Below are 19,165 nucleotides of genomic sequence, written 5' to 3'. Positions count from 1 at the left end.
GCTCCACAGAGGACTGACCGGCGAACCGAGAGTGACGGTTCTACTCCGGGTCGCCCCGTGGGCCGAGAGCCACGGCTCTACAGCAGATCGCGCAAGGACCGGTCCCGGATCATGAGAGCCCCTCTTTTGCCGGGCAGGTCGACCTCGGCCGAGAACCGGAAGCCCGCGCTCAGAAAAGCGGACACGGAGGGGGTGTTGCGGAGGTCCGGTTCCGCGACGACCCGAGCGCACGAGGGGCGCCTGTCGAGCACGTGGTCGGCGACGGCTCTGAGCAGGATGGAGCCGAGACCTCGCCCTCGGTCGGCGACACCGCCGACGAGGAGATGGATCCCGGTGTCGTGGGGTCGGGCGGGGTAGTGGCGTGCCAAGGGGTCGAGATCCGCCCGGTAGATCTCCCAGTAGCTCATCGGGGTGCCGTCGAGCACCCCGATGCACGGCACGCTGCGTCCGTCGCCGTCCAGCTGGCGGAGCACATGGTCCTCGACCACGGCCTCGGGCCCCGCCAGCTCCCAGAACTCCGCGACGGCGGGGTCGTTCATCCAGCGGTGGACGAGAGCCAGATCGCGGCCGGCACGCACCGGGACGAGGTGGAGGGCGCCCGCGATCGTCCTGGCCGGTCCCCAGCCGCCGACCCGGTCGAGCAGATCGTCCGCGTCCGGGGTCTCTTCCCGAGATCCGCTCCGAGCCCCGTGGACGGCGCCCTCCGTGGTCCTGTGAGCGGTCCCGTCCACGGTCCCGTCCCGAGAGCCGGTGTCCCCGGCGAACAGTGCGATCAGTTCGTCCGAAAGGCGCAGGTCGAGCGTGTCCTCGCAGTCTGTGCCGGCGCCGGGGTCGAAGCCGGTGCCCGTGCGGGATCCTGGCGCCGATCCCAGGGCGGCTCGGGCGGCGCGGGCGGTGCCGGCGTCGGTGCTCTCGTCGGTGGGAGGCACGACGACGCTCCTCTCGGGAGACGGAGTGGGCCAAGCCCCTCAGGAATGAAGGGGGTTGGTGATGGTGACGTAGACGGACTGGGTGTCGACGGGGCCGACGAGTTCGTCGAGGCCGTGCAGCCGGGTGAGCAGGTTGGCCTTGCAGCGCAGGACGGGTGAGTCGAGCAGCAGGGCGGGCAGCGGAGTACGCAGCCGGGCCGGGCCGGTGGCCACGCCGCCGAGGAAGCGCCGGAACGCGGCGAGCAACAGGCTTTCGTCGGCGAGCCGTTGGGAGCCGAAGGCTCCGATGAGACCGCACACGTTGTTGATGGCCAGGTAGTAGGCGAAGCGTTCGTCGGTGACCTCGTCGGAGACGAAGGTGTCGCTGTGCGCCCCGATGCCGGGCAGCCGGTGGTCGAGTTCCGCGCGCCGGGACGCGCGGAAGTAGTAGCCCTGGTTGTCGCGGTAGCGGCCGCCGGTGGGCCAGCCGTCCGCGTCCAGCAGGAGCAGGGTGTTCTGCTGGTGCGCCTCCAGCGCGATGCCCGCCTCGCTGTCCAGCCAGAGCACGGGGCGTACGACCTGTTCGAGGTAGCGCAGGAACCATTCGGTGGCGACGGCGCCGCGCGGGCGGCCGGTCCGGCCGGCGAGCCCGGTGACGATCTCGGTGAGCCGGGAGCGCATGAAGGGGCCGCGCTCGGCCGGGTTGTGCGTGCCCAGTCGCGCGTACGGCCGGGGTGAGACCAGACCCGCGACACAGCCGACGTCGTCCGTGGGCCGGAACGGGTTGTGGCGGATCATCACGTCGAGCCCGGGAAGCGGGTTGCCGTCCCGGTCGTCGACGGCGAGCCAGGACGGGTCGCGGACGATGTCGAAGCCCGGGTGGACGGAGTGCCACTCCTCGAACAGGCCGCCGCGCAGGAGTCGGTGGACCTCCGCGCCGCGGTGGAGTTCCTTGCGGAGATTCTCCCGACGGGAGTTGGTGATGCGCAGGCCCAGCGACAGTTTCAGCATCGCGGGGGCACTGGAGCGGTAGACCGTGCGGACGGAGGAGGTGGGGTGCCACGGGGTGCCCTGCGGACCGAGGTCGCGGAGCAGCCCGGCATCCAGCAGGGCGGCGGTCCCGGGGCGGTGCCGGACCTCGCGCATCTGCCAGGGGTGCAGGGGCAGTACGGCGGCGTAGCCCTCGGGGAGCGCCAGTCCGGGCCCGGCCAGCCGCATGGTCAGCTGCTCCGCCGACACCGGGCGGCCGCGTTCCGTCCAGGCCGAGTCGGAGGCCAGTACCGAGGGGGCGACCGCCATCCAGTGCAGGGGGAAGGAGCCCCGCAGCTCGGGTGAGTAGAGCCTGCCCTCCGCATCGGAGAGGCCGTCGCGGCCCTTCGGCGTCGGGTGCAGGGGGTGGCCGAGGAGGAGCGCCTGTTCCGCGGCGAGGAAGAGGTCGGGTGGGTCGGCGGGGTGCTCCCTGCGGTCCCTGATGAACACGGCGGTGCGCCGGACCGAGTCGGCGACGCGGCCGACGAGGTCGGCGCCTTCACCGGCCGGGCTGTCCGTGTCCCGGGCGTCGACTTCGTCCGGGACGGCTGCCGCCGGTTCACCGCGGGGGGCCGGGGGTGCCGGCGGTGCCGGGAGACGCGTCTCCGCGGCCGGTGTTCCGGGGGCCGTCTGCCGTGCGAAGAGGGCCGCCACGGTCACCGCGTCGACGGCCGGTGCCTGTGCGGGAGCTCCGGCGAGCAGGGGGAGCCCGAAGCGGTGCCAGCCGGAGGGGGACCAGTGGTGGACGGGAACGAGCAGGGTCGCTCCGCTGGCCGGCAGAGGGATGCGCAGGGTGCCGTCGTGAGGGGCGGCCAGGTTGTTCTCCCGTGCCCAGCAGCGCAGCAGGTTCTCGACCGCCGCCGCCTGCGCCGCCGTCCGGATGTCGGGGTGGTCGAGGAGGTCCAGCAGGTCGACCGTGGCCCCGCCCGGCCGTACGGGCGCCCTGGCCGCCTCGGTCTGCCGGGGGACGGACTCCGGGCCGGGCACGTACGGGGCCGGTGTGCCGGCGGCCGTTCGCTCGTACGGGACGGGAGGGCTGTCGTACGGGGAGGGAAGGCTGTCGGATGCGGGTGTGGTGTTCACGAGAAGTTCCTTGCGGGTCGTTCGGGCTCGTGCGGCGACGGGACCGGGGCGGAACCGACGGGCGTCGCACGCTCTGCGTTCCTGGTCGGTCGGTGGGGCGGGGAGGGCGGTGGGCGCGGGTGGTTCCGCTCCGACCTGGCCCGCCGGGTCCGTGGTGTCCTCGGGCGGGTGTTCCGGCGGGTCACACCGGAATGCGTACGCCCGGTGCGGCGGAGGCCGGGCCGTCACTCAGGACCGTCGGCACCCCGTGTCCCGTCCCTCCCGGGTCTCCGGTCGCGCAGGGCCGTGGCGCTCACCGCGCTCACCGCGTCGGCAAGCCGGTCGAGCACGGCCGACGCCTGTTCGTCGCTGATCGTCAGGGGAGGCAGGAGTCGTACGACGCTGGACCGGCGGCCGCCGAGTTCCACGATCAGGCCCCGGCTCAGGCACTCCCGCTGGACGGCGGCGGCGAGTTCGGGGGCGGCGGGGCGGGGGCCGTCGGGCGTGGGACCGTCGGGCGTGGGCTGCGGCGGCCCTTCGGGGTCGACGAGTTCGACGCCGATCATCAGACCGCGGCCGCGAACGTCGCCGACGCAGGGGAACTCCGTGGCGAGCGCGCGCAGCCGGTCCAGCATGCGGGCCCCGACGGTCGCCGCGCGTTCGGCGAGGCCGTGCTCGCGGACGTACGCCAGGGTGGCCGTGCCGGCGGCCATGGCCAGTTGGTTGCCGCGGAAGGTGCCGGCGTGGGCGCCGGGCTCCCAGACGTCGAGGTCGTCGCGGTAGACGATGACGGCCAGTGGCAGGCTGCCGCCGATGGCCTTGGACAGCACCATCACATCCGGGGTGATCCCGCTGTGTTCCACCGCCCAGAAGGTGCCGGTCCGGCCCACACCCGTCTGGACCTCGTCCACGATCAGCGGGATGTTCCGGTTCTGTGTGATCTCGCGCATCCGCCGTGTCCAGGCGTCCGGCGCGGGAATGACCCCGCCCTCGCCCTGGACGGGCTCGAAGATCATCCCGGCGGGGAGCGGGACGCCCGACTTGGTGTCGTCCAGGAGGGACTCCGTCCAGCGCGCGGCGAGTTCGGCGCCGCGGTCGCCGCCGATGCCGAACGGGCAGCGGTAGTCCTGCGGATAGGGCAGGCGCGCGACGCGTACGTCGGTCGCGCCGCCCGACGCTTCCAGCGCCCCCGCGGTCATCCCGTGGTAGGCGCCGGTGAACGCGAGCATTCCGGTGCGGCCGGTGGCCGCGCGCACCAGTTTGAACGCGGCCTCCACGGCGTCCGTCCCGGCCGGTCCGCAGAACTGGACCCGCGCGCGGTCCGCGAACCGCGGCGGAAGGGTGCTGAACAGCTCGGTGGTGAAGGCGTCCTTGACCGGTGTCGCGAGGTCCAGGACGTGCAAGGGCGCGCCCGAGTCGAGGACCTTTCTGATCGCTTCCAGGACGACGGGGTGGTTGTGTCCGAGGGCCAGGGTCCCGGCTCCGGAGAGGCAGTCGAGATAGCGGCGCCCGTCGGCACCCTCGATCGTCAGTCCGCGGGCCCGTACGGGAACGATCGGAAGGGCGCGCGCGTAGGTGCGAGCCGCCGATTCGCGCGCCGACTGGCGCCGCAGAATACCTTCGTGCGCGGCGCGCGCCCGCTCGGGCGCCTCGGCGCCGGTGTCCCGCGCCCTCTCGGATGCCCCTGGCGCCTCCACCGGCACCACCACTGACTCGGTCACGGCCACGACTTCAGGTCCTCCCGCTGTTCAGAGGCGAGTTGGCAGAAGGGTCCGGACGCAGGCGGCAGGCCCCCCGTACGTACCAACGACGCCGGTCGCGTTGGGAAGCGGGTGAATTCGAGGTTCCTCGCCGGGTTCTTCGCCGGTTCTTCGCCGGGGTGGATCGGCGGCGCGCGCGATGGCTCTCCGTCAGAGACCGCCGGGTACCGCGGGAGCGCCCCCGTAGCTGAACCGTTGCCGTTCCGTCGGCCGTCCCTCATGGCGACCGCATAGTCTGTGATGCCGTTCGGCCCTGCCGAACAAGCCGCTCAGGCACCCGCAGACGCACCGCACCGTTCCCATGATTCCAGGGGGAGTTACACCATGCGATCCATACGCCCGCCCTTCGCCACCCGTCGAGGCAGGAGCGCGCGCCGCAGAACGTCCCCCCTCCTGGCCGCCGTCGGCCTCGCAGCGGCCCTGACGCTGACGGCCACCGCCTGCGACTCGGGCAGCGACACGGCGAGCGGTGAGCCGACCGCCTCCGCGTCCCAGGGTGGTGACGGCAAGATCCAGATCCCGGACGACATCAAGGACAAGCTCAAAGAGCACGGCATCGATGTCGACAAGTGGAAGGACGGCGCCTGGAAGAACTGGGACAAGGACGAATGGCTGCGCCAGGCCGACGACTTCATCAACCCGATCATCAAGGACCTCTGGGACCCGGCCCGCATGCGCGGCGCGGACGACCCGGACAAGAACAAGGGCGTCGACGACGCCGACCTCACCGGTGACCAGGGCGTCACCGACCCGGAACCGGCCCCGGTGACGGCTCAGGCCGTGAAGGCGTCGTACCACGCCGGCGTGCCCGAGGCGGGCAAGGTGTTCTTCGACGCCCCCGAGGGCACGATGGTCTGCTCGGCGACGGTGGTCGAGGACCCGGCGCACCCGGGCAAGTCCAACCTCGTGTGGACCGCGGGCCACTGTGTGCACGCCGGCAAGAAGGGCGGCTGGTACCGCAACATCGCCTTCGTGCCCTCGTACAACGACGCCGGCAGGACGGAGGCGCAGTTGGAGAGCGCCCCGCGCCAGGAGGTCGCTCCGTACGGTGTGTGGTGGAGCGACTGGGCGCAGACCTCGGACCAGTGGATCGAGCAGGGCGGTTCCACGGGCGGCCAGGGAGCCTCGTACGACTACGCGGTGCTGCATGTGACGCCGGAGAAGGGCGGCAACGGCAAGTCCCTCGAGGAGACGGTGGGTTCGGCGCTGCCGGTGAACTTCAACGCTCCGGCCGTGCCCCAGGTGTCGAGCATCACGGCCACCGGGTACCCGGCCGCGGCGCCGTTCGACGGCCAGAAGCTGTACCAGTGCACGGACAAGCCGGGACGGCTGTCGGTCGCGCAGTCCGACCCGACCATGTACCGCATCGGCTGCACCATGACCGGCGGTTCCTCGGGCGGCGGCTGGGTGGCCACGGGTTCGGACGGCAAGCCGGCTCTGGTGTCCAACACCTCGATCGGCCCGGTCAAGTTCGGCTGGCTGGCGGGCCCGCGGCTGGGCGATGTGGCCAAGGGTGTGTACGACTCGGTGAGCGCGAAGTTCGCCGGGCGCTGACCCGCACGACGTGACAGGCCGGCATGCGCGAAGGCCCGCCCCCTCGGGAGGGGGCGGGCCTTCGCGCATGCCGAGCGGTCGCCCGCCGGGGTGCCGATCCGGTCGCCTACCGGAGGGCCGGCACCGCGACGTACGGTGCGAGGTCCGCCGCCAGCTCCTCGTGCACCCGCGCCTTGAGCAGGGTGCCCTCCTCGGTGTGCTCCTCGGAGATCACCTCGCCCTCGGTGTGGGCGCGGGCGACGAGCTTGCCGTGCGTGTACGGAACGAGCGCCTCGACCTCGACCGAGGGGCGCGGCAGCTCGTTGTCGATCAGCGCGAGCAGTTCGTCCATGCCCTGGCCCGTACGCGCCGAGACAGCGATGGAACGCTTCTCGATCCGCAGCAGGCGCTGGAGCACCAGCGGGTCCGCCGCGTCCGCCTTGTTGATCACGACGATCTCGGGCACCTTGGTCGCGCCGACGTCACCGATGACCTCGCGGACCGCGGCCAGCTGCTCCTCCGGTGCCGGGTGCGAACCGTCCACGACGTGCAGGATCAGGTCGGAGTCGCCGACCTCCTCCATGGTGGAGCGGAACGCCTCGACCAGGTGGTGCGGCAGATGGCGTACGAATCCGACCGTGTCGACCAGCGTGTACAGCCGCCCGCTCGGGGTCTCGGCCCGGCGCACGGTCGGGTCGAGGGTCGCGAACAGCGCGTTCTCGACGAGGACGCCCGCGCCGGTGAGGCGGTTGAGCAGGGACGACTTGCCGGCGTTCGTGTAACCGGCGATGGCGACCGAGGGCACCTTGTTGCGGCGGCGCTCCTGGCGCTTGATCTCGCGGCCGGTCTTCATCTCCGCGATCTCCCGGCGCATCTTCGCCATCTTCTCGCGGATACGACGCCGGTCCGTCTCGATCTTGGTCTCACCGGGACCACGGGTGGCGAGGCCGCCGCCCTTGCCGCCGCCCATCTGACGGGACAGCGACTGACCCCAGCCTCGCAGCCTCGGCAGCATGTACTGCATCTGCGCGAGCGCCACCTGCGCCTTGCCCTCCCGGGACTTGGCGTGCTGGGCGAAGATGTCGAGGATCAGGGCCGTACGGTCGATGACCTTGACCTTGACGACGTCCTCGAGGTGGATCAGCTGGCCGGGGCTCAGTTCACCGTCACAGATCACGGTGTCGGCGCCGGTCTCGATCACGATGTCCCGGAGCTCGTTGGCCTTGCCGGAACCGATGTACGTGGCCGCGTCGGGCTTGTCACGGCGCTGGACGAGGCCGTCGAGCACGAGCGCTCCCGCGGTCTCCGCGAGCGCGGCCAGCTCGGCCAGCGAGTTGTCCGCGTCCTGGATGGTCCCCGAGGTCCAGACACCGACGAGGACGACGCGCTCCAGACGGAGCTGTCGGTACTCGACCTCGGTGACGTCCTCGAGCTCGGTGGAGAGGCCCGCCACACGGCGCAGGGCCGCGCGCTCGGAGCGTTCGAACTGCTCGCCGTCCCGGTCTCCGTCGATCTCGTGGCTCCAGGCGACGTCCTCTTCCATCAGGGCATCGGCCCGAAGACCTTCGGGGTAGTTCTGCGCGGAAGTCTGCGCGTCCTGGGAAGGGGAAGAAGAGGAGGTCATTGGATCCTTACGTAGATGGGCTGAGCCGCGGGCCGACGGACGCCGCCCCGCAAAGGGAACAACGCGCGTGGCCACCGGGAGATTCCCGGTTCCGGCCGGACCAACCCTCCATGGGGGGCCGCGCCGCCGGCTCGAAGATGGTCGCACGGCACGGCCTGGCCCGTCACGCGACTTATCGTGACCCGCCGGACACCCGCGGGCATCGCTGCCCGCGGGATGCCGCGGCAGGCCCGGCCCCGGGGTTCCGGGGGCACTCCCGACGCTCCGGGACCCCCTGCGCGGGCCTCACGCGCTCTTGCGTTTCTTCGGTGCGTCGCTCTTCCAGTCCGGGTGCCCCGGCATCGGCGGTGTCTTCGCGGCGTACAGCCACTCCTTGAAGAAGCCGCTCAGATCGCGTGCGGCAACGGCGGAGGCGAGGTCCACGAAGTCGGCCGTCGAGGCCACGCCGTCGCGGTTGAGGCTCACCCACGTGCGCTCCAGGCGCTCGAAGTCGGCGCGCCCGATCTCCTGGCGCAGCGCGTACAGGGCCAGGGCCGCCCCGTCGTAGACGTTCGGCCGGAAGATGCTGATCTTCTGGCCGGGCTTGGGTCCCTTGGGCCTGGCGGGCGGACCGCCGCTGGCGCGCCAGGAGTCGGACAGCCGGTAGGCCGCCTTCATCCGCTTCTCCATGGGCTTGTGCGCCTTCTCCTCGGCGTACAGGGCTTCGTACCAGGTGGCGTGGCCTTCGTTGAGCCATACGTCGGACCAGGTGCGGGGGGTGACGCTGTCGCCGAACCACTGGTGCGACAGCTCGTGCACCATGATCGAGTCGACGTACCACTTCGGGTAGGCGGGCTGGGTGAAGAGCTCCTTCTCGAAGAGCGAGAGCGTCTGCGTCTCCAGCTCGAAGCCGGTCTGCGCCTGGGCCATCAGCAGCCCGTAGGTCTCGAAGGGATACCGTCCGACCTTGCTCTCCATCCAGGCGATCTGGCCGGGGGTCTTGCGCAGCCACGGTTCGAGCGCCGCGCGGTCGGCGCTGGGGACGACATCCCGGACGGGCAGGCCGTGCGGCCCCTGCCGGTGCAGCACGGCCGAGCGGCCGATGGACACCTGGGTCAGCTCGGTGGCCATGGGGTGCTCGGTCCGGTACGTCCAGGTCGTGGCACCGCGGGCCTTGCGGGTGCCTCGGGGCAGTCCGTTGGCGACGACCGTGTACCCGTCCGGGGCCGTGACACGGACGGTGAACACGGCCTTGTCGGAGGGGTGGTCGTTGCACGGGTAGACCAGGTGCGCGGCGTCGGCCTGACCGGCCATCGCGAGCCCGTCCTTGGTCCGTACCCAGCCGCCGTCCTGACCCTTCGCGCTCACCGGGTCGCTGGTGTGCCGCACGGTGATGCGCACCGGGCTCCCGGCGGGCAGCCGTTCGGCCGGTGTCACCACCAGATCCTCGCCGGCCTTGGTGAAGCGGGCGGGAGCTCCGTCGACCTCGACCGACCGGACGCTTCCGTGCGCGAAGTCGAGGTTGACCCGGTCGAGCGACTCGGTGGTCACGGCGTCGATCGTGGTCACGGCGGTGAGCAGCTTGTCGTTCCGGCCGGGATAGACGAAGTCGAGGTCGTACGACTCGACGTCGTACCCGGGGTTGCCGAGGGTCGGAAAGAGGCGGTCGCCGACCCCCAGGGGCCCGGCCGGGTCCGGGGCGCTCGCGGCGATCAGGCAGACGGAGACGGCCGAGGCGAGCAGGGCCGCCGTGACGCGGCGGCTTCTCGGGCGTGCGGGCGTGGGGGTGGGGTTGTGCGGCATGGACCACGGCTACCAGCGCGCACCTCCTCCGCGCGGCCGACTCGCACCCGGCCCACCCGAACGAGTAGGTCCCAGGACTCTTTGGGGGCAGCGCGCGGCTTCCGGACCCGGCATCCCGTGCCCGGCCGCCCGGGCCGCCGTTTTCGCCCCCGCCGCCGGACGACCGCGTGAAGCCCGGTCTACTGTGCCGCGGTCGCCGGATGCTGGGCGCGGCTCACGTCGTACACGCCCGGCACGTTGCGCATCGCGCGCATCAGGCCCGGGAGGTGGGCCGCGTCCGGGAGTTGGAGCGTGTAGGTGTGGCGTACCCGCTGCTGGCTCGGGGGTTCGACGGTCGCGGAGACGACGGCGACCCCCTCTCCCGCGATGGCTTCGGTGAGGTCGGCGAGCAGATGCGGGCGCCCGAACGACTCGGCGACCAGGGTGACGCGGAACTCAGTGGTGTCGCCCCAGCGCACTCCCACCTCCGGGCGCCCCGCGCTCTTCATGCGCGCCGCTCCGGCGCACTCCACGCGGTGCACGGTGACCACTCCCCCGCGGACGGCGAAGCCGGTCACCTCGTCGGGAGGTACGGGCGTACAGCAGCCGGCCATGCGTACGGACGCGCCGGGCGGGTCGGCGACAGCGCTCGCCGGGCGGGCGGTCTGCGTCTCGACGGGGCGGGGCGGGACCGCGACGGGCGGCCGGGGGCCCGCGGCGGAGGCCCGGGCCGCCTCCTCGTCGCCGGGTGCGGGGTGTGTGGCCATCCAGCGCTGGATGGCGATCCGCGCGGCGGCCGTGTGCGCGTGCTCCAGCCACTCCCTGGAGGGCTCGGAGGCGGGGTCCTGGCCCATGAGCAGTTGAACGGTGTCGCCGTCCCTCAGGACCGTACTCAGCGTCGCCAGGCGGCCGTTGACGCGGGCGCCGATGCAGGCGTGCGCGTCCTCGCCATACTGCGCGTACGCCGCGTCGACGCAACTGGCGCCCTCCGGCAGGCCGAGCGAGCCTCCGTCGGCGCGGAAGACGGTGATCTCACGGTCCTGGGCGAGGTCTTCGCGCAGCGTCGACCAGAAGGTGTCCGGGTCAGGGGCGCCCTGCTGCCAGTCGAGGAGCCGCGAGAGCCAGCCGGGGCGGGTGGGGTCGGCGCGCTCGCCGTCGAAGAAGCGCTCGCCTCCGCCGTCCGGCTGTTCCTCCGACGGCGGGGCGTAGGGATTGCCGAGCGCGATGACTCCGGCCTCGGCGGCCTTGTGCATCTGGTGGGTGCGGATGAGGACTTCGGCGACCTGGCCGTCGCCGCGGGTGACGGCCGTGTGCAGCGACTGGTACAGGTTGAACTTGGGGACGGCGATGAAGTCCTTGAACTCCGAGACCACCGGGGTGAGACAGGTGTGCAGTTCGCCGAGGACGCCGTAGCAGTCGGCGTCCTCGTTCACGAGCACCAGGAGGCGTCCGAAGTCGGCACCGCGCATCGGGCCGCGCTTGCGCGACACACGGTGCACGGAGACGAAGTGCCTCGGCCTTATGAGGACTTCGGCCTGGATGCCCGCGTCGCGCAGGACGACGCGCACCTCCTCGGCGATCTCCGCGAGCGGGTCGTCCGACCGGCTCGCGTTCTCGACGATCAGCTCCCGGGTGTGCTCGTACTCCTCGGGGTGCAGGATCGCGAAGACGAGGTCTTCCAGCTCGGTCTTGAGGGCCTGCACGCCGAGGCGCTCGGCGAGCGGGATGAGCACGTCCCGGGTCACCTTGGCGATGCGCGCCTGTTTCTCGGGGCGCATGACCCCGAGGGTCCGCATGTTGTGCAGCCGGTCGGCGAGTTTGATCGACATGACCCGGACGTCGTTGCCCGTGGCGACGAGCATCTTGCGGAAGGTCTCCGGTTCGGCGGCGGCGCCGTAGTCGACCTTCTCCAGCTTGGTGACACCGTCGACCAGGTAGCAGACCTCGTCGCCGAACTCCTCACGGACCTGATCGAGCGTCACTTCCGTGTCCTCGACGGTGTCGTGGAGCAGGGACGCGGTCAGCGTCGTCGTCTCCGCGCCGAGTTCGGCGAGGATCAGGGTCACGGCGAGCGGGTGGGTGATGTACGGCTCGCCGCTCTTGCGCATCTGGCCGCGGTGCGAGGACTCCGCGAGCACGTAAGCCCGGCGCAGGGGCTCCAGTTTGGCGTCGGGGTGGTGGGCGCGGTGGGCCTCGGCCACATGCCCGATCGCGTCCGGCAGCCGGTCGCGGGCCGCGGGCCCGAGCAGCGCGGCCCGCCCGAGCCGGCGCAGGTCGATCCGGGCCCGTGCCTTCTTGCGGTGCGCCGGGGGCACCCCGGGCTCCAGCGACGCCGGGCGCCGGTCGGCGGGCGTGGCAGGGCCTGGCTTCGCGGGATTCGTCGCCTCCGCACTCATGGGCACCTCCGGCTGCGTCAGACCGGCGGACGGGTGCCCCATGGCGTACTCGGCTCAGGGGATGGTGTCGATCCCCCGTCCGGGCCGGTGCTTGATGCTACCGACCCCACCACGCCCGGTTGACCGCCTCTCGCCGAGCGTGAAACGGATCACCCGATCGAGCGAAGGTTTTGGGGTTTACGGTTTCGATTTCCTGGAACGGACGGCAAGGACGTACGACGTCCGTCCCCTGCTGCTCAGCGCGGCGCACCGTCCAGCCACTCCGCGTCGATCTCGCCCTCGGCGACGATCACGGCGGGGCCCGTCATCTCGATCTCGCCGTTCGCGTGCTCGGTGATGACCAGGCGTCCGCCGGGCACGTCGACGGTGTACGTCACCGGGGTGCCGGTCACGGCGGGGTCGGCGTTGTCGCGCCGGGCGGTGGCGACGGCCACGGCGCAGGCGCCCGTGCCGCAGGAGCGGGTCTCGCCCGAGCCGCGTTCGTGGACCCGCAGGGCGACATGGCGCGGCCCGCGGTCGACGACGAACTCGACGTTGACCCCGTCCGGGTAGGCGGAGGCCGGGGTGAACGGCGGCGGTGCGAAGAGATCGCCGGCGTGCGCGAGGTCGTCCACGAAGGCGACCGCGTGCGGGTTGCCCATGTTCACGTTGCGCGCGGGCCAGCTGCGCGCGCCGACGCTCACCGTGACCTCGCCCTCGGGGAGGCGTGCCTTGCCCATGCCGACGGTGACGTCTCCGTCCTTGGCGATGTGGACGGGCTTCACGCCGCCGCGCGTGGCGATCGCGGTGTCCCCTTCGGCCACATGTCCGGCGCGGTGGAGATAGTGGGCGAACACACGCACTCCGTTGCCGCACATCTCGGCGACCGAACCGTCGCCGTTGCGGTAGTCCATGAACCACTCCGCCTCGGCCGCCATCTTCTCGGCCTCGGGGTGCGCGGCGGACCGCACGACGTGCAGCAGACCGTCTCCGCCGATGCCCGCGCGGCGGTCGCACAGGGCGGCGACGGCGGCGGGAGACAGGTCGAGGACATTCTCCGGGTCCGGGATGATCACGAAGTCGTTCTCGGTCCCGTGGCCCTTGAGGAAGGCGATCCGCGTGCTCATTCCTCGATCGTACGGGGTCGCCACGACAGCCCTGCCCGCGCGGTGCGGGTGCCGGGACGGCGCTCACGCCGGCACCGGCCCGCAGTGGTCCACCGTGGAACAGGCCCGGGGTCAGCGCAGTCGGGCCACGCGTCCCACGGCGAGCACGGCCACCGCGGCGACGATCACGACGTAGGCGAGCACCACCCGCCAGTCGGCGCGTCGGCCGGAGCCGCGCGGCGGGAAGCCGGGCAGCGCGTAGCCGACCCGGCGGGCGGCCATCAGGCCCCAGCCGGCGGCGCACAGGCAGATCAGCAGGCCGAGCATGGCGACCACGGCACCGCCGTCGCCGAACTCGAAGGCGAGCGGGAAGGCGAACATCAGGGAGCCCGTCGCGGCCAGCGCCACGATGGGCGCGAGCTGCCAGATGCGCAGCAGGCGCTGCGGGCGCAGCTCTACCTCGACCTCCGGCTCAGGGGACATCTCGCCGGGGCCGGGGCCGTCGGCGATCACCCCGCCGGGGGCGTCCTCGGGGCCGTCGGAGCTCAGTCGCTCTCCGCCCAGCTCCGGCTCGACGCCGAGGTCGGCGTCCGGATCGATGCTCAGACGAACTCCGTCCCGATCAGCACCGTACTCGGTGCCTCGTGCAGTGTCGCGAGGGCCGGCCTCCATCGCCACGCGCCCTCCCAACTCGGACTTCACTGGTCGATCGAAGCTTGATGATGGCACGGCGCCGGAGGCCCGGATGACGGCCGGAGCGTCCCGATGCCATGACGTGATCAGGCTGTGACCGGTCGTTCGAGCAACGCCAGTGCGAGTTCCGGAAGTTCTGTGAGATCTGCCGCAGCCCCACTGAGCCAATGCACCCTGGGGTCGCGCCGGAACCATGAATCCTGACGGCGCGCGAAGCGCTTGGTGGCGCGAACGGTCTCGGCGCGGGCCTCGTCCTCGGTGCACTCCCCGGCGAGCGCCGCGAGGACCTGCTGGTATCCGAGCGCGCGGGAGGCCGTGCGCCCGGCGCGCAGGCCGTGCGCCTCCAGCGTGCGCACTTCGTCCACGAGCCCGGCCTCCCACATCCGGTCCACCCGCCGCGCGATGCGCTCGTCGAGCTCGGGGCGGGCCACGTCCACACCGATCTGGAGGGTGTCGTAGACGGAGTCGTGGCCTGGCAGGTTGGCGGTGAAGGGCTTGCCGGTGATCTCGATGACCTCGAGGGCGCGGACGATCCGGCGGCCGTTGCTGGGCAGGATCGCCTGGGCGGCCCCGGGGTCGGCCATGGCGAGCCGTGCGTGCAGGGCTCCGGAGCCGCGCAGGGTGAGCTCCTCCTCCAGGCGGGCGCGCACGGCGGGGTCCGTCCCCGGGAACTCCATCTTGTCGACGGCTCCGCGGACGTAAAGTCCGGAGCCGCCCACCAGGACCGGCCAGCGTCCCTCGGCGAGCAGCGCGTCGATCCGGGCTCGGGCGAGCCGCTGGTACTCGGCGACGCTGGCGGCGACCGTCACGTCCCAGATGTCCAGGAGGTGGTGCGGGACACCGCCGCGCTCGGCGGGCGTCAGCTTGGCGGTGCCGATGTCCATCCCGCGGTACAGCTGCATCGAGTCGGCGTTGATGACCTCACCGCCGAGACGCCTGGCGAGGAAGACGCCCAGATCGGACTTTCCTGCGGCGGTCGGTCCGACGACGGCGATGACCCGGGGTGCGGGGGGTGTGCTGCTCACGGTCCCAGTCTCGCAAACCCTGGGACCTCTCCGGCAACGAGCAGCGTGACGCCAGGCTTCCGGGTTCGTTCCCTCAAGCGAGGTTCCGGCCGCCGGTTCCGAGGACCGGTGACCCGGTTGACGCAATGGGCCGCACCGGGCGACGCGGAATTTCGCCCTCACGAGTAACGTATGGAGCTGATATGGGCGTTTTTGAACGACTTCTCCGGAGGTCGAAGGCCACCCAGGAGGCGCCGGCCGTCGAGGCACCGGCTGTCGAGGCGCGGGGAGCGGTGCAGGCCGAGGGTTCGTCCGGCAACGAGGGCGAGGCGACGGCTCGGACCGCCGGGGCCACCGCCGCGGAGGACGCCGGCATCCCCCGGCAGCAGACCCCCGAAGAGGCCGCCGACAACGAGGCCGACAAGGGCTCCCGCACCTGACTGTCCCGCGAGGGAAGGCGAACCATGGGTCTGATGGACAATCTGAAAGCCAAGCTGGAGCCCGCCAAGGACAAGGTCTCCGGGCTCGCGCAACAGCACGGGCACAAGGTCGCTCACGGTCTCGACAAGGCCGCGAAGGTGGTCGACGACAAGACCAGGCACAAGTACAGCGGCACGATCCATACAGGCACCGGCAAGGCGAAGGACGCCATGGACAGCCTCGCGCACAAGGGCGGCGGCGGGGACGCGAATCCGTCGGACATGCCGGCCCCGCCCCCGGCGTCCTGAACGACCCGCGCATCGGCGGACGGCCGCGAAGAGCTCAGGCTGCTTCCGGCCGTCCGCCGCGTCCGGTGACGGCGTGTCGGCTGGTGCGTCCGAGAAAGCGGCGGGGAGTCCGAGGAGCACGCCCAGGCGGTCCGCCGCGTGCGGCCGGGCATCCGACCCCGGCCTACGACCAGGCCGCCACCAGGTATCCCACCCCGTAGGGAGCGTCGTCGTACAGCAGGGCGCCGCCGAGTCCCGCGCCCTCGGCCGCGCCCGCGAGGACCTGCCAGGGCGCGCGCCCCGCGGCCTTCAGCTCGTACGCCAGATCGATGTCCAGCGCCTTGAGGGCCGCGAGGTCGGCCGCTCCGAGCGCCCGCGCGACCTCCGCGTCGAAGGCCACCGCGCGCTCGTCGAGATAGCCCGGCGCCTTGAGGGTCCGGCACGCGCTGGCGTCCCCCATCACCAGCAGGGCCACCCGCCCGGCCCGCCCGCCGATCTGCGCCCCGGTCTCGACGCACCGCTCGGCCTCCAGGGGTTCCCCGACTCCGAGCCCCTCCACCGGGGCGTCGGACCAGCCGGTGCGCTCCAGCAGCCATGCGGCGACGGACAGGGAGGGCGGCAGCTCACGTTCCGGTGAACCGGAACCCTCGCCGTCCGTGTCGCGGTTCGCGTCGCCGGCGTCCGGACGGCCGAGGGACACGTCGAGGTCGACCCCGAAGCCGCTGAAGGAGCCGCGGGTGCCCTCCGGATGGACTCCGCGACCACTCTTCTCGGCCGGGCCGACGACCACCAGCAGGTCGGGACGGGACGCGGCGAGCACGCCCAGCGCGTCCGTGACCGCGGCGCGCGCGGCGTCCAGCTCGGGGGCCGCTCCCGCGGCGACATCGGGGACGAGCAGCGGAGGGCAGGGGCAGACTGCGGCGGCTACAAGCATGAGCCGCAGCGTATCGCCGCACACCGCCCGGTCCGCCCCGGCGGTCCCGGTCAGTCGCAGCCGCGGCCGCTGCCCGTGGCGACCGGAAGCGGCTCGGGGGCGCCGATCTTCGGCAGGCCCAGCATGACGCCGGCCGGCTTGGCGGTCTCGGCGGCGTTGCGCTTCTCCCAGGCGTCCCCCGCGCGCATGCGGCGCACGTCCAGGACGGCGCCCTCGGCGAGCAGGTGGTGCGGGGCGGCGTACGTGATCTCGACGGTGACCACGTCACCGGGGCGGACCTGTGCGTCGGGCTTGGTGAAGTGGACCAGCCGGTTGTCGGGGGCGCGGCCCGAGAGGCGGTGGGTGGCGCCGTCCTTGCGGCCCTCGCCCTCGGCGACCATCAGCTCCAGGACGCGGCCGACCTGCTTCTTGTTCTCGTCCCAGGAGACCTCCTCCTGGAGGGCGACGAGACGCTCGTAGCGCGCCTGGACGACCTCCTTGGGGATCTGCCCCTCCATGGTGGCCGCCGGAGTTCCGGGGCGCTTGGAGTACTGGAACGTGAACGCCGCCGAGAAGCGGGCCTCGCGGACCGCGTGGAGGGTCTGCTCGAAGTCCTCCTCCGTCTCGCCGGGGAAGCCCACGATGATGTCGGTGGTGATCGCCGCGTGCGGGATGGCGGCCCGGACCTTCTCGATGATCCCGAGGAAGCGCTCCTGGCGGTACGAGCGGCGCATGGCCTTCAGGACGGTGTCCGATCCGGACTGCATCGGCATGTGCAGCTGCGGCATCACGTTCGGCGTCTCCGCCATGGCGGCGATCACGTCGTCGGTGAAGTCGCGCGGGTGCGGCGAGGTGAAGCGCACGCGCTCCAGGCCCTCGATCTTCCCGCAGGCGCGCAGCAGCTTGCTGAAGGCCTCGCGGTCGCCGATGTCGCTGCCGTACGCGTTGACGTTCTGGCCGAGGAGGGTGATCTCGGAGACGCCCTCGCCGACCAGTGCCTCGATCTCGGCCAGGATGTCGCCGGTCCTGCGGTCCTTCTCCTTGCCGCGCAGCGCGGGGACGATGCAGAACGTGCAGGTGTTGTTGCAGCCGACGGAGATCGACACCCAGGCCGCGTACGCGCTCTCGCGGCGGGTCGGCAGCGTGGAGGGGAAGGCCTCCAGGGACTCGGCGATCTCGATCTGCGCCTCTTCCTGAACGCGGGCGCGCTCCAGGAGGACGGGCAGTTTGCCGATGTTGTGCGTGCCGAAGACGACGTCCACCCAGGGCGCCCGCTTCACGATGGTGTCGCGGTCCTTCTGGGCGAGGCAGCCGCCGACGGCGATCTGCATGCCGGGGCGCTTCGTCTTCATCGGGGCGAGGCGGCCGAGGTTGCCGTAGAGCTTGTTGTCGGCGTTCTCGCGTACGGCGCAGGTGTTGAAGACGACGACGTCCGCGTCCCCGTCCGCGCCCTCGGGCGCCCGCACGTAACCGGCGCCTTCGAGGAGCCCGGAGAGCCGTTCGGAGTCGTGGACGTTCATCTGACACCCATAGGTGCGCACTTCGTACGTCTTGGATTCCTGAACGTCCACTGCCTGACTCCGGTCGCCGCTGCTCATGGGACAAGGGTAGGCGGTGCCGGGAGTACGTCCGGACGCCGGAGCCGGGGCCACCCGTTGCCCGTCACACGACGTGCGGTTTCCGGCACCCGGCGTGCGGTCGGAGGCCTCCGGCACCCCCTCCTCCCCCGCACCCCTCCGTCACCCGCCCAGCGCGACGAACCGCTCGGCGACGGTCCTCGCGGCGGTTCCGAGCAGGATCGTGTAGTGGTTGGAGCCCTCGACCAGCTCGGCGGGGAGGTTCACCGGCCCGCCGGTCCAGCGTGCGACGACGGACGCCTCCAGCATCGGCGGCTCCTGGCCGAGCAGTCCGAGGGACGCGTGCAGCAGCAGGACCGGGACGCCCAGCCCCGTGAGGCCGGCGGCGAACAGGTCGGCGGATGTCAGCAGATCGCGCCCGTCGTGCCGCACGGCCTCCTCCCGCACCTTCGAGCGCCTGGCACCCCGGGGGCCCGTGACGTCGTAGCGCACGTACGTCTCGATGTCCGCGTTCCAGTGCGGTCCGAGCGCCGGATGCGCGCGGAAGAAGTCGACGTAGGCCGCGTCGGTCTCGTACGTCCGGCCGAGGCGGGCCAGCGCGGGTCCGAGCGTGGTGTCGAGGACGGCGTCGAGATCCGTGCCGGGCGGGACGGGCAGCGGCAGACCGCCGTCGACGAGCAGCAGCCGGTCGAACAGCGCGGGACGGAGCGCGGCCGCTCTCAGCGCGGTGTAAGCGCCCATCGAGTGCCCGGTCAGGGCGACCGGCCGGCCGCCGCCCACGTCCTGGGCCAGACGGCACAGGTCCATGGCGTGCCGGTCGAGGCCGTACGGGCCGGGGGTGTCCGCGCTTCCGCCGCGTCCGCGCAGGTCGGGTGCGAACAGACTCCACTCGTCGGGGAGGTGACGGGCCATGGCGCGGAAGGACATCCCGGATCCGGTGATGCCGTGTGCCGCCAGAGCGATCCGCGGCCCCCTGCCGAACCTCAGGACGCGGAGGGTTCCGCCCTCGACGGGCAGGTCGGACCCGGCCGGCTCGTTCATGCGCTCTCCTGGTCGTCGCTGTGCCCGTTCGGCCTCCCCTCGGGGCGGCCCGTTTGGTGGCGGCGGCCCGTA

At 72.2% G+C, this 19,165-nt stretch carries 15 protein-coding genes; 3 read left to right on the top strand and 12 right to left on the bottom strand.

Translation table 11 applies throughout. The features are described 5' to 3' along the window. Positions 1–77 precede the first annotated feature (77 nt). The 3 genes from OG410_RS30300 to OG410_RS30290 all read right to left on the bottom strand — a co-directional run bounded on the left by OG410_RS30300 (position 78) and on the right by OG410_RS30290 (position 4,696). Entirely contained in the window at positions 78–929 is an 852-nt protein-coding gene (locus tag OG410_RS30300; RefSeq protein ID WP_329301992.1) for a GNAT family N-acetyltransferase, read from the bottom strand. A gap of 39 nt (positions 930–968) precedes the next feature. Further along, positions 969–3,020, bottom strand: coding sequence for an IucA/IucC family protein (locus tag OG410_RS30295; protein WP_443063813.1), 2,052 nt, complete (start codon positions 3,018–3,020; stop codon positions 969–971). A gap of 224 nt (positions 3,021–3,244) precedes the next feature. After that, positions 3,245–4,696 (bottom strand): diaminobutyrate--2-oxoglutarate transaminase family protein, encoded by a 1,452-nt coding sequence (locus tag OG410_RS30290; RefSeq protein ID WP_443063915.1) that lies wholly within the window; start codon positions 4,694–4,696, stop codon positions 3,245–3,247. A gap of 387 nt (positions 4,697–5,083) precedes the next feature. On the opposite strand from OG410_RS30290, the gene OG410_RS30285 reads away from it, so the two are divergent. Further along, positions 5,084–6,313 carry a trypsin-like serine peptidase gene (locus OG410_RS30285; protein ID WP_329301991.1) on the top strand — a complete coding sequence of 410 codons (1,230 nt, stop codon included), beginning with the start codon at positions 5,084–5,086 and terminating at the stop codon, positions 6,311–6,313. A gap of 106 nt (positions 6,314–6,419) precedes the next feature. Here the strand turns inward: OG410_RS30285 and hflX are convergent, their stop codons facing one another. The 6 genes from hflX to miaA all read right to left on the bottom strand — a co-directional run bounded on the left by hflX (position 6,420) and on the right by miaA (position 14,876). Next, positions 6,420–7,916 carry a GTPase HflX gene (gene hflX / locus OG410_RS30280; RefSeq protein ID WP_329301990.1) on the bottom strand — a complete coding sequence of 499 codons (1,497 nt, stop codon included), beginning with the start codon at positions 7,914–7,916 and terminating at the stop codon, positions 6,420–6,422. 285 nt (positions 7,917–8,201) lie between these two features. Further along, on the bottom strand, positions 8,202–9,698 hold the full coding sequence (locus OG410_RS30275; protein WP_329301989.1) for a M1 family metallopeptidase: 1,497 nt from the start codon (positions 9,696–9,698) through the stop codon (positions 8,202–8,204). A gap of 179 nt (positions 9,699–9,877) precedes the next feature. Further along, positions 9,878–12,073: a RelA/SpoT family protein gene (locus OG410_RS30270; protein ID WP_329301988.1), complete on the bottom strand. Its 2,196-nt coding sequence runs from the start codon at positions 12,071–12,073 to the stop codon at positions 9,878–9,880. A gap of 236 nt (positions 12,074–12,309) precedes the next feature. Beyond that, the gene (dapF, locus tag OG410_RS30265) at positions 12,310–13,179 is read right to left on the bottom strand and encodes a diaminopimelate epimerase (protein WP_329301987.1); all 870 of its coding nucleotides are present in this window, start codon (positions 13,177–13,179) and stop codon (positions 12,310–12,312) included. A 111-nt stretch (positions 13,180–13,290) separates the two neighbouring features. Beyond that, entirely contained in the window at positions 13,291–13,830 is a 540-nt protein-coding gene (locus tag OG410_RS30260) for a hypothetical protein (RefSeq protein ID WP_329304297.1), read from the bottom strand. 107 nt (positions 13,831–13,937) lie between these two features. Then, a complete protein-coding gene (gene miaA / locus OG410_RS30255; protein ID WP_329301986.1) occupies positions 13,938–14,876 on the bottom strand; it encodes a tRNA (adenosine(37)-N6)-dimethylallyltransferase MiaA in 939 nt (312 codons plus the stop codon). A gap of 182 nt (positions 14,877–15,058) precedes the next feature. Here miaA and OG410_RS30250 point away from each other — a divergent pair, with 182 nt between their 5' ends. Further along, positions 15,059–15,295: a hypothetical protein gene (locus tag OG410_RS30250; RefSeq protein WP_329301985.1), complete on the top strand. Its 237-nt coding sequence runs from the start codon at positions 15,059–15,061 to the stop codon at positions 15,293–15,295. Between the two features lie 24 nt (positions 15,296–15,319). After that, positions 15,320–15,583: an antitoxin gene (locus OG410_RS30245; RefSeq protein ID WP_329301984.1), complete on the top strand. Its 264-nt coding sequence runs from the start codon at positions 15,320–15,322 to the stop codon at positions 15,581–15,583. Between the two features lie 163 nt (positions 15,584–15,746). Here OG410_RS30245 and OG410_RS30240 read toward each other — a convergent pair whose 3' ends face one another. The 3 genes from OG410_RS30240 to OG410_RS30230 all read right to left on the bottom strand — a co-directional run bounded on the left by OG410_RS30240 (position 15,747) and on the right by OG410_RS30230 (position 19,093). Beyond that, positions 15,747–16,496 (bottom strand): class III extradiol dioxygenase subunit B-like domain-containing protein, encoded by a 750-nt coding sequence (locus OG410_RS30240; RefSeq protein WP_329301983.1) that lies wholly within the window; start codon positions 16,494–16,496, stop codon positions 15,747–15,749. Positions 16,497–16,546: 50 nt separating this feature from the next. Next, positions 16,547–18,073 (bottom strand): tRNA (N6-isopentenyl adenosine(37)-C2)-methylthiotransferase MiaB, encoded by a 1,527-nt coding sequence (gene miaB / locus OG410_RS30235; RefSeq protein ID WP_329301982.1) that lies wholly within the window; start codon positions 18,071–18,073, stop codon positions 16,547–16,549. Positions 18,074–18,214: 141 nt separating this feature from the next. Next, positions 18,215–19,093 carry an alpha/beta hydrolase gene (locus OG410_RS30230; protein WP_329301981.1) on the bottom strand — a complete coding sequence of 293 codons (879 nt, stop codon included), beginning with the start codon at positions 19,091–19,093 and terminating at the stop codon, positions 18,215–18,217. Between the last annotated feature and the right edge of the window lie 72 nt (positions 19,094–19,165).

The sequence above is a fragment of the Streptomyces sp. NBC_00659 genome, from assembly GCF_036226925.1.
Taxonomy (GTDB): domain Bacteria; phylum Actinomycetota; class Actinomycetes; order Streptomycetales; family Streptomycetaceae; genus Streptomyces.
This window is presented reverse-complemented; position numbering and strand designations above follow the sequence as displayed.

What these genes read in the sequence shown, in the direction of transcription:
- hflX (WP_329301990.1), bottom strand. Translation starts at nt 7,916, where the DNA reads ATGACCTCCTCTTCTTCCCCTTCCCAGGACGCGCAGACTTCCGCGCAG.
- OG410_RS30245 (WP_329301984.1), top strand. Translation starts at nt 15,320, where the DNA reads ATGGGTCTGATGGACAATCTGAAAGCCAAGCTGGAGCCCGCCAAGGAC.
- OG410_RS30240 (WP_329301983.1), bottom strand. Translation starts at nt 16,496, where the DNA reads ATGCTTGTAGCCGCCGCAGTCTGCCCCTGCCCTCCGCTGCTCGTCCCC.
- dapF (WP_329301987.1), bottom strand. Translation starts at nt 13,179, where the DNA reads ATGAGCACGCGGATCGCCTTCCTCAAGGGCCACGGGACCGAGAACGAC.
- OG410_RS30230 (WP_329301981.1), bottom strand. Translation starts at nt 19,093, where the DNA reads ATGAACGAGCCGGCCGGGTCCGACCTGCCCGTCGAGGGCGGAACCCTC.
- miaB (WP_329301982.1), bottom strand. Translation starts at nt 18,073, where the DNA reads ATGAGCAGCGGCGACCGGAGTCAGGCAGTGGACGTTCAGGAATCCAAG.
- OG410_RS30275 (WP_329301989.1), bottom strand. Translation starts at nt 9,698, where the DNA reads ATGCCGCACAACCCCACCCCCACGCCCGCACGCCCGAGAAGCCGCCGC.
- OG410_RS30285 (WP_329301991.1), top strand. Translation starts at nt 5,084, where the DNA reads ATGCGATCCATACGCCCGCCCTTCGCCACCCGTCGAGGCAGGAGCGCG.
- OG410_RS30270 (WP_329301988.1), bottom strand. Translation starts at nt 12,073, where the DNA reads ATGAGTGCGGAGGCGACGAATCCCGCGAAGCCAGGCCCTGCCACGCCC.
- OG410_RS30260 (WP_329304297.1), bottom strand. Translation starts at nt 13,830, where the DNA reads ATGGAGGCCGGCCCTCGCGACACTGCACGAGGCACCGAGTACGGTGCT.
- OG410_RS30250 (WP_329301985.1), top strand. Translation starts at nt 15,059, where the DNA reads ATGGGCGTTTTTGAACGACTTCTCCGGAGGTCGAAGGCCACCCAGGAG.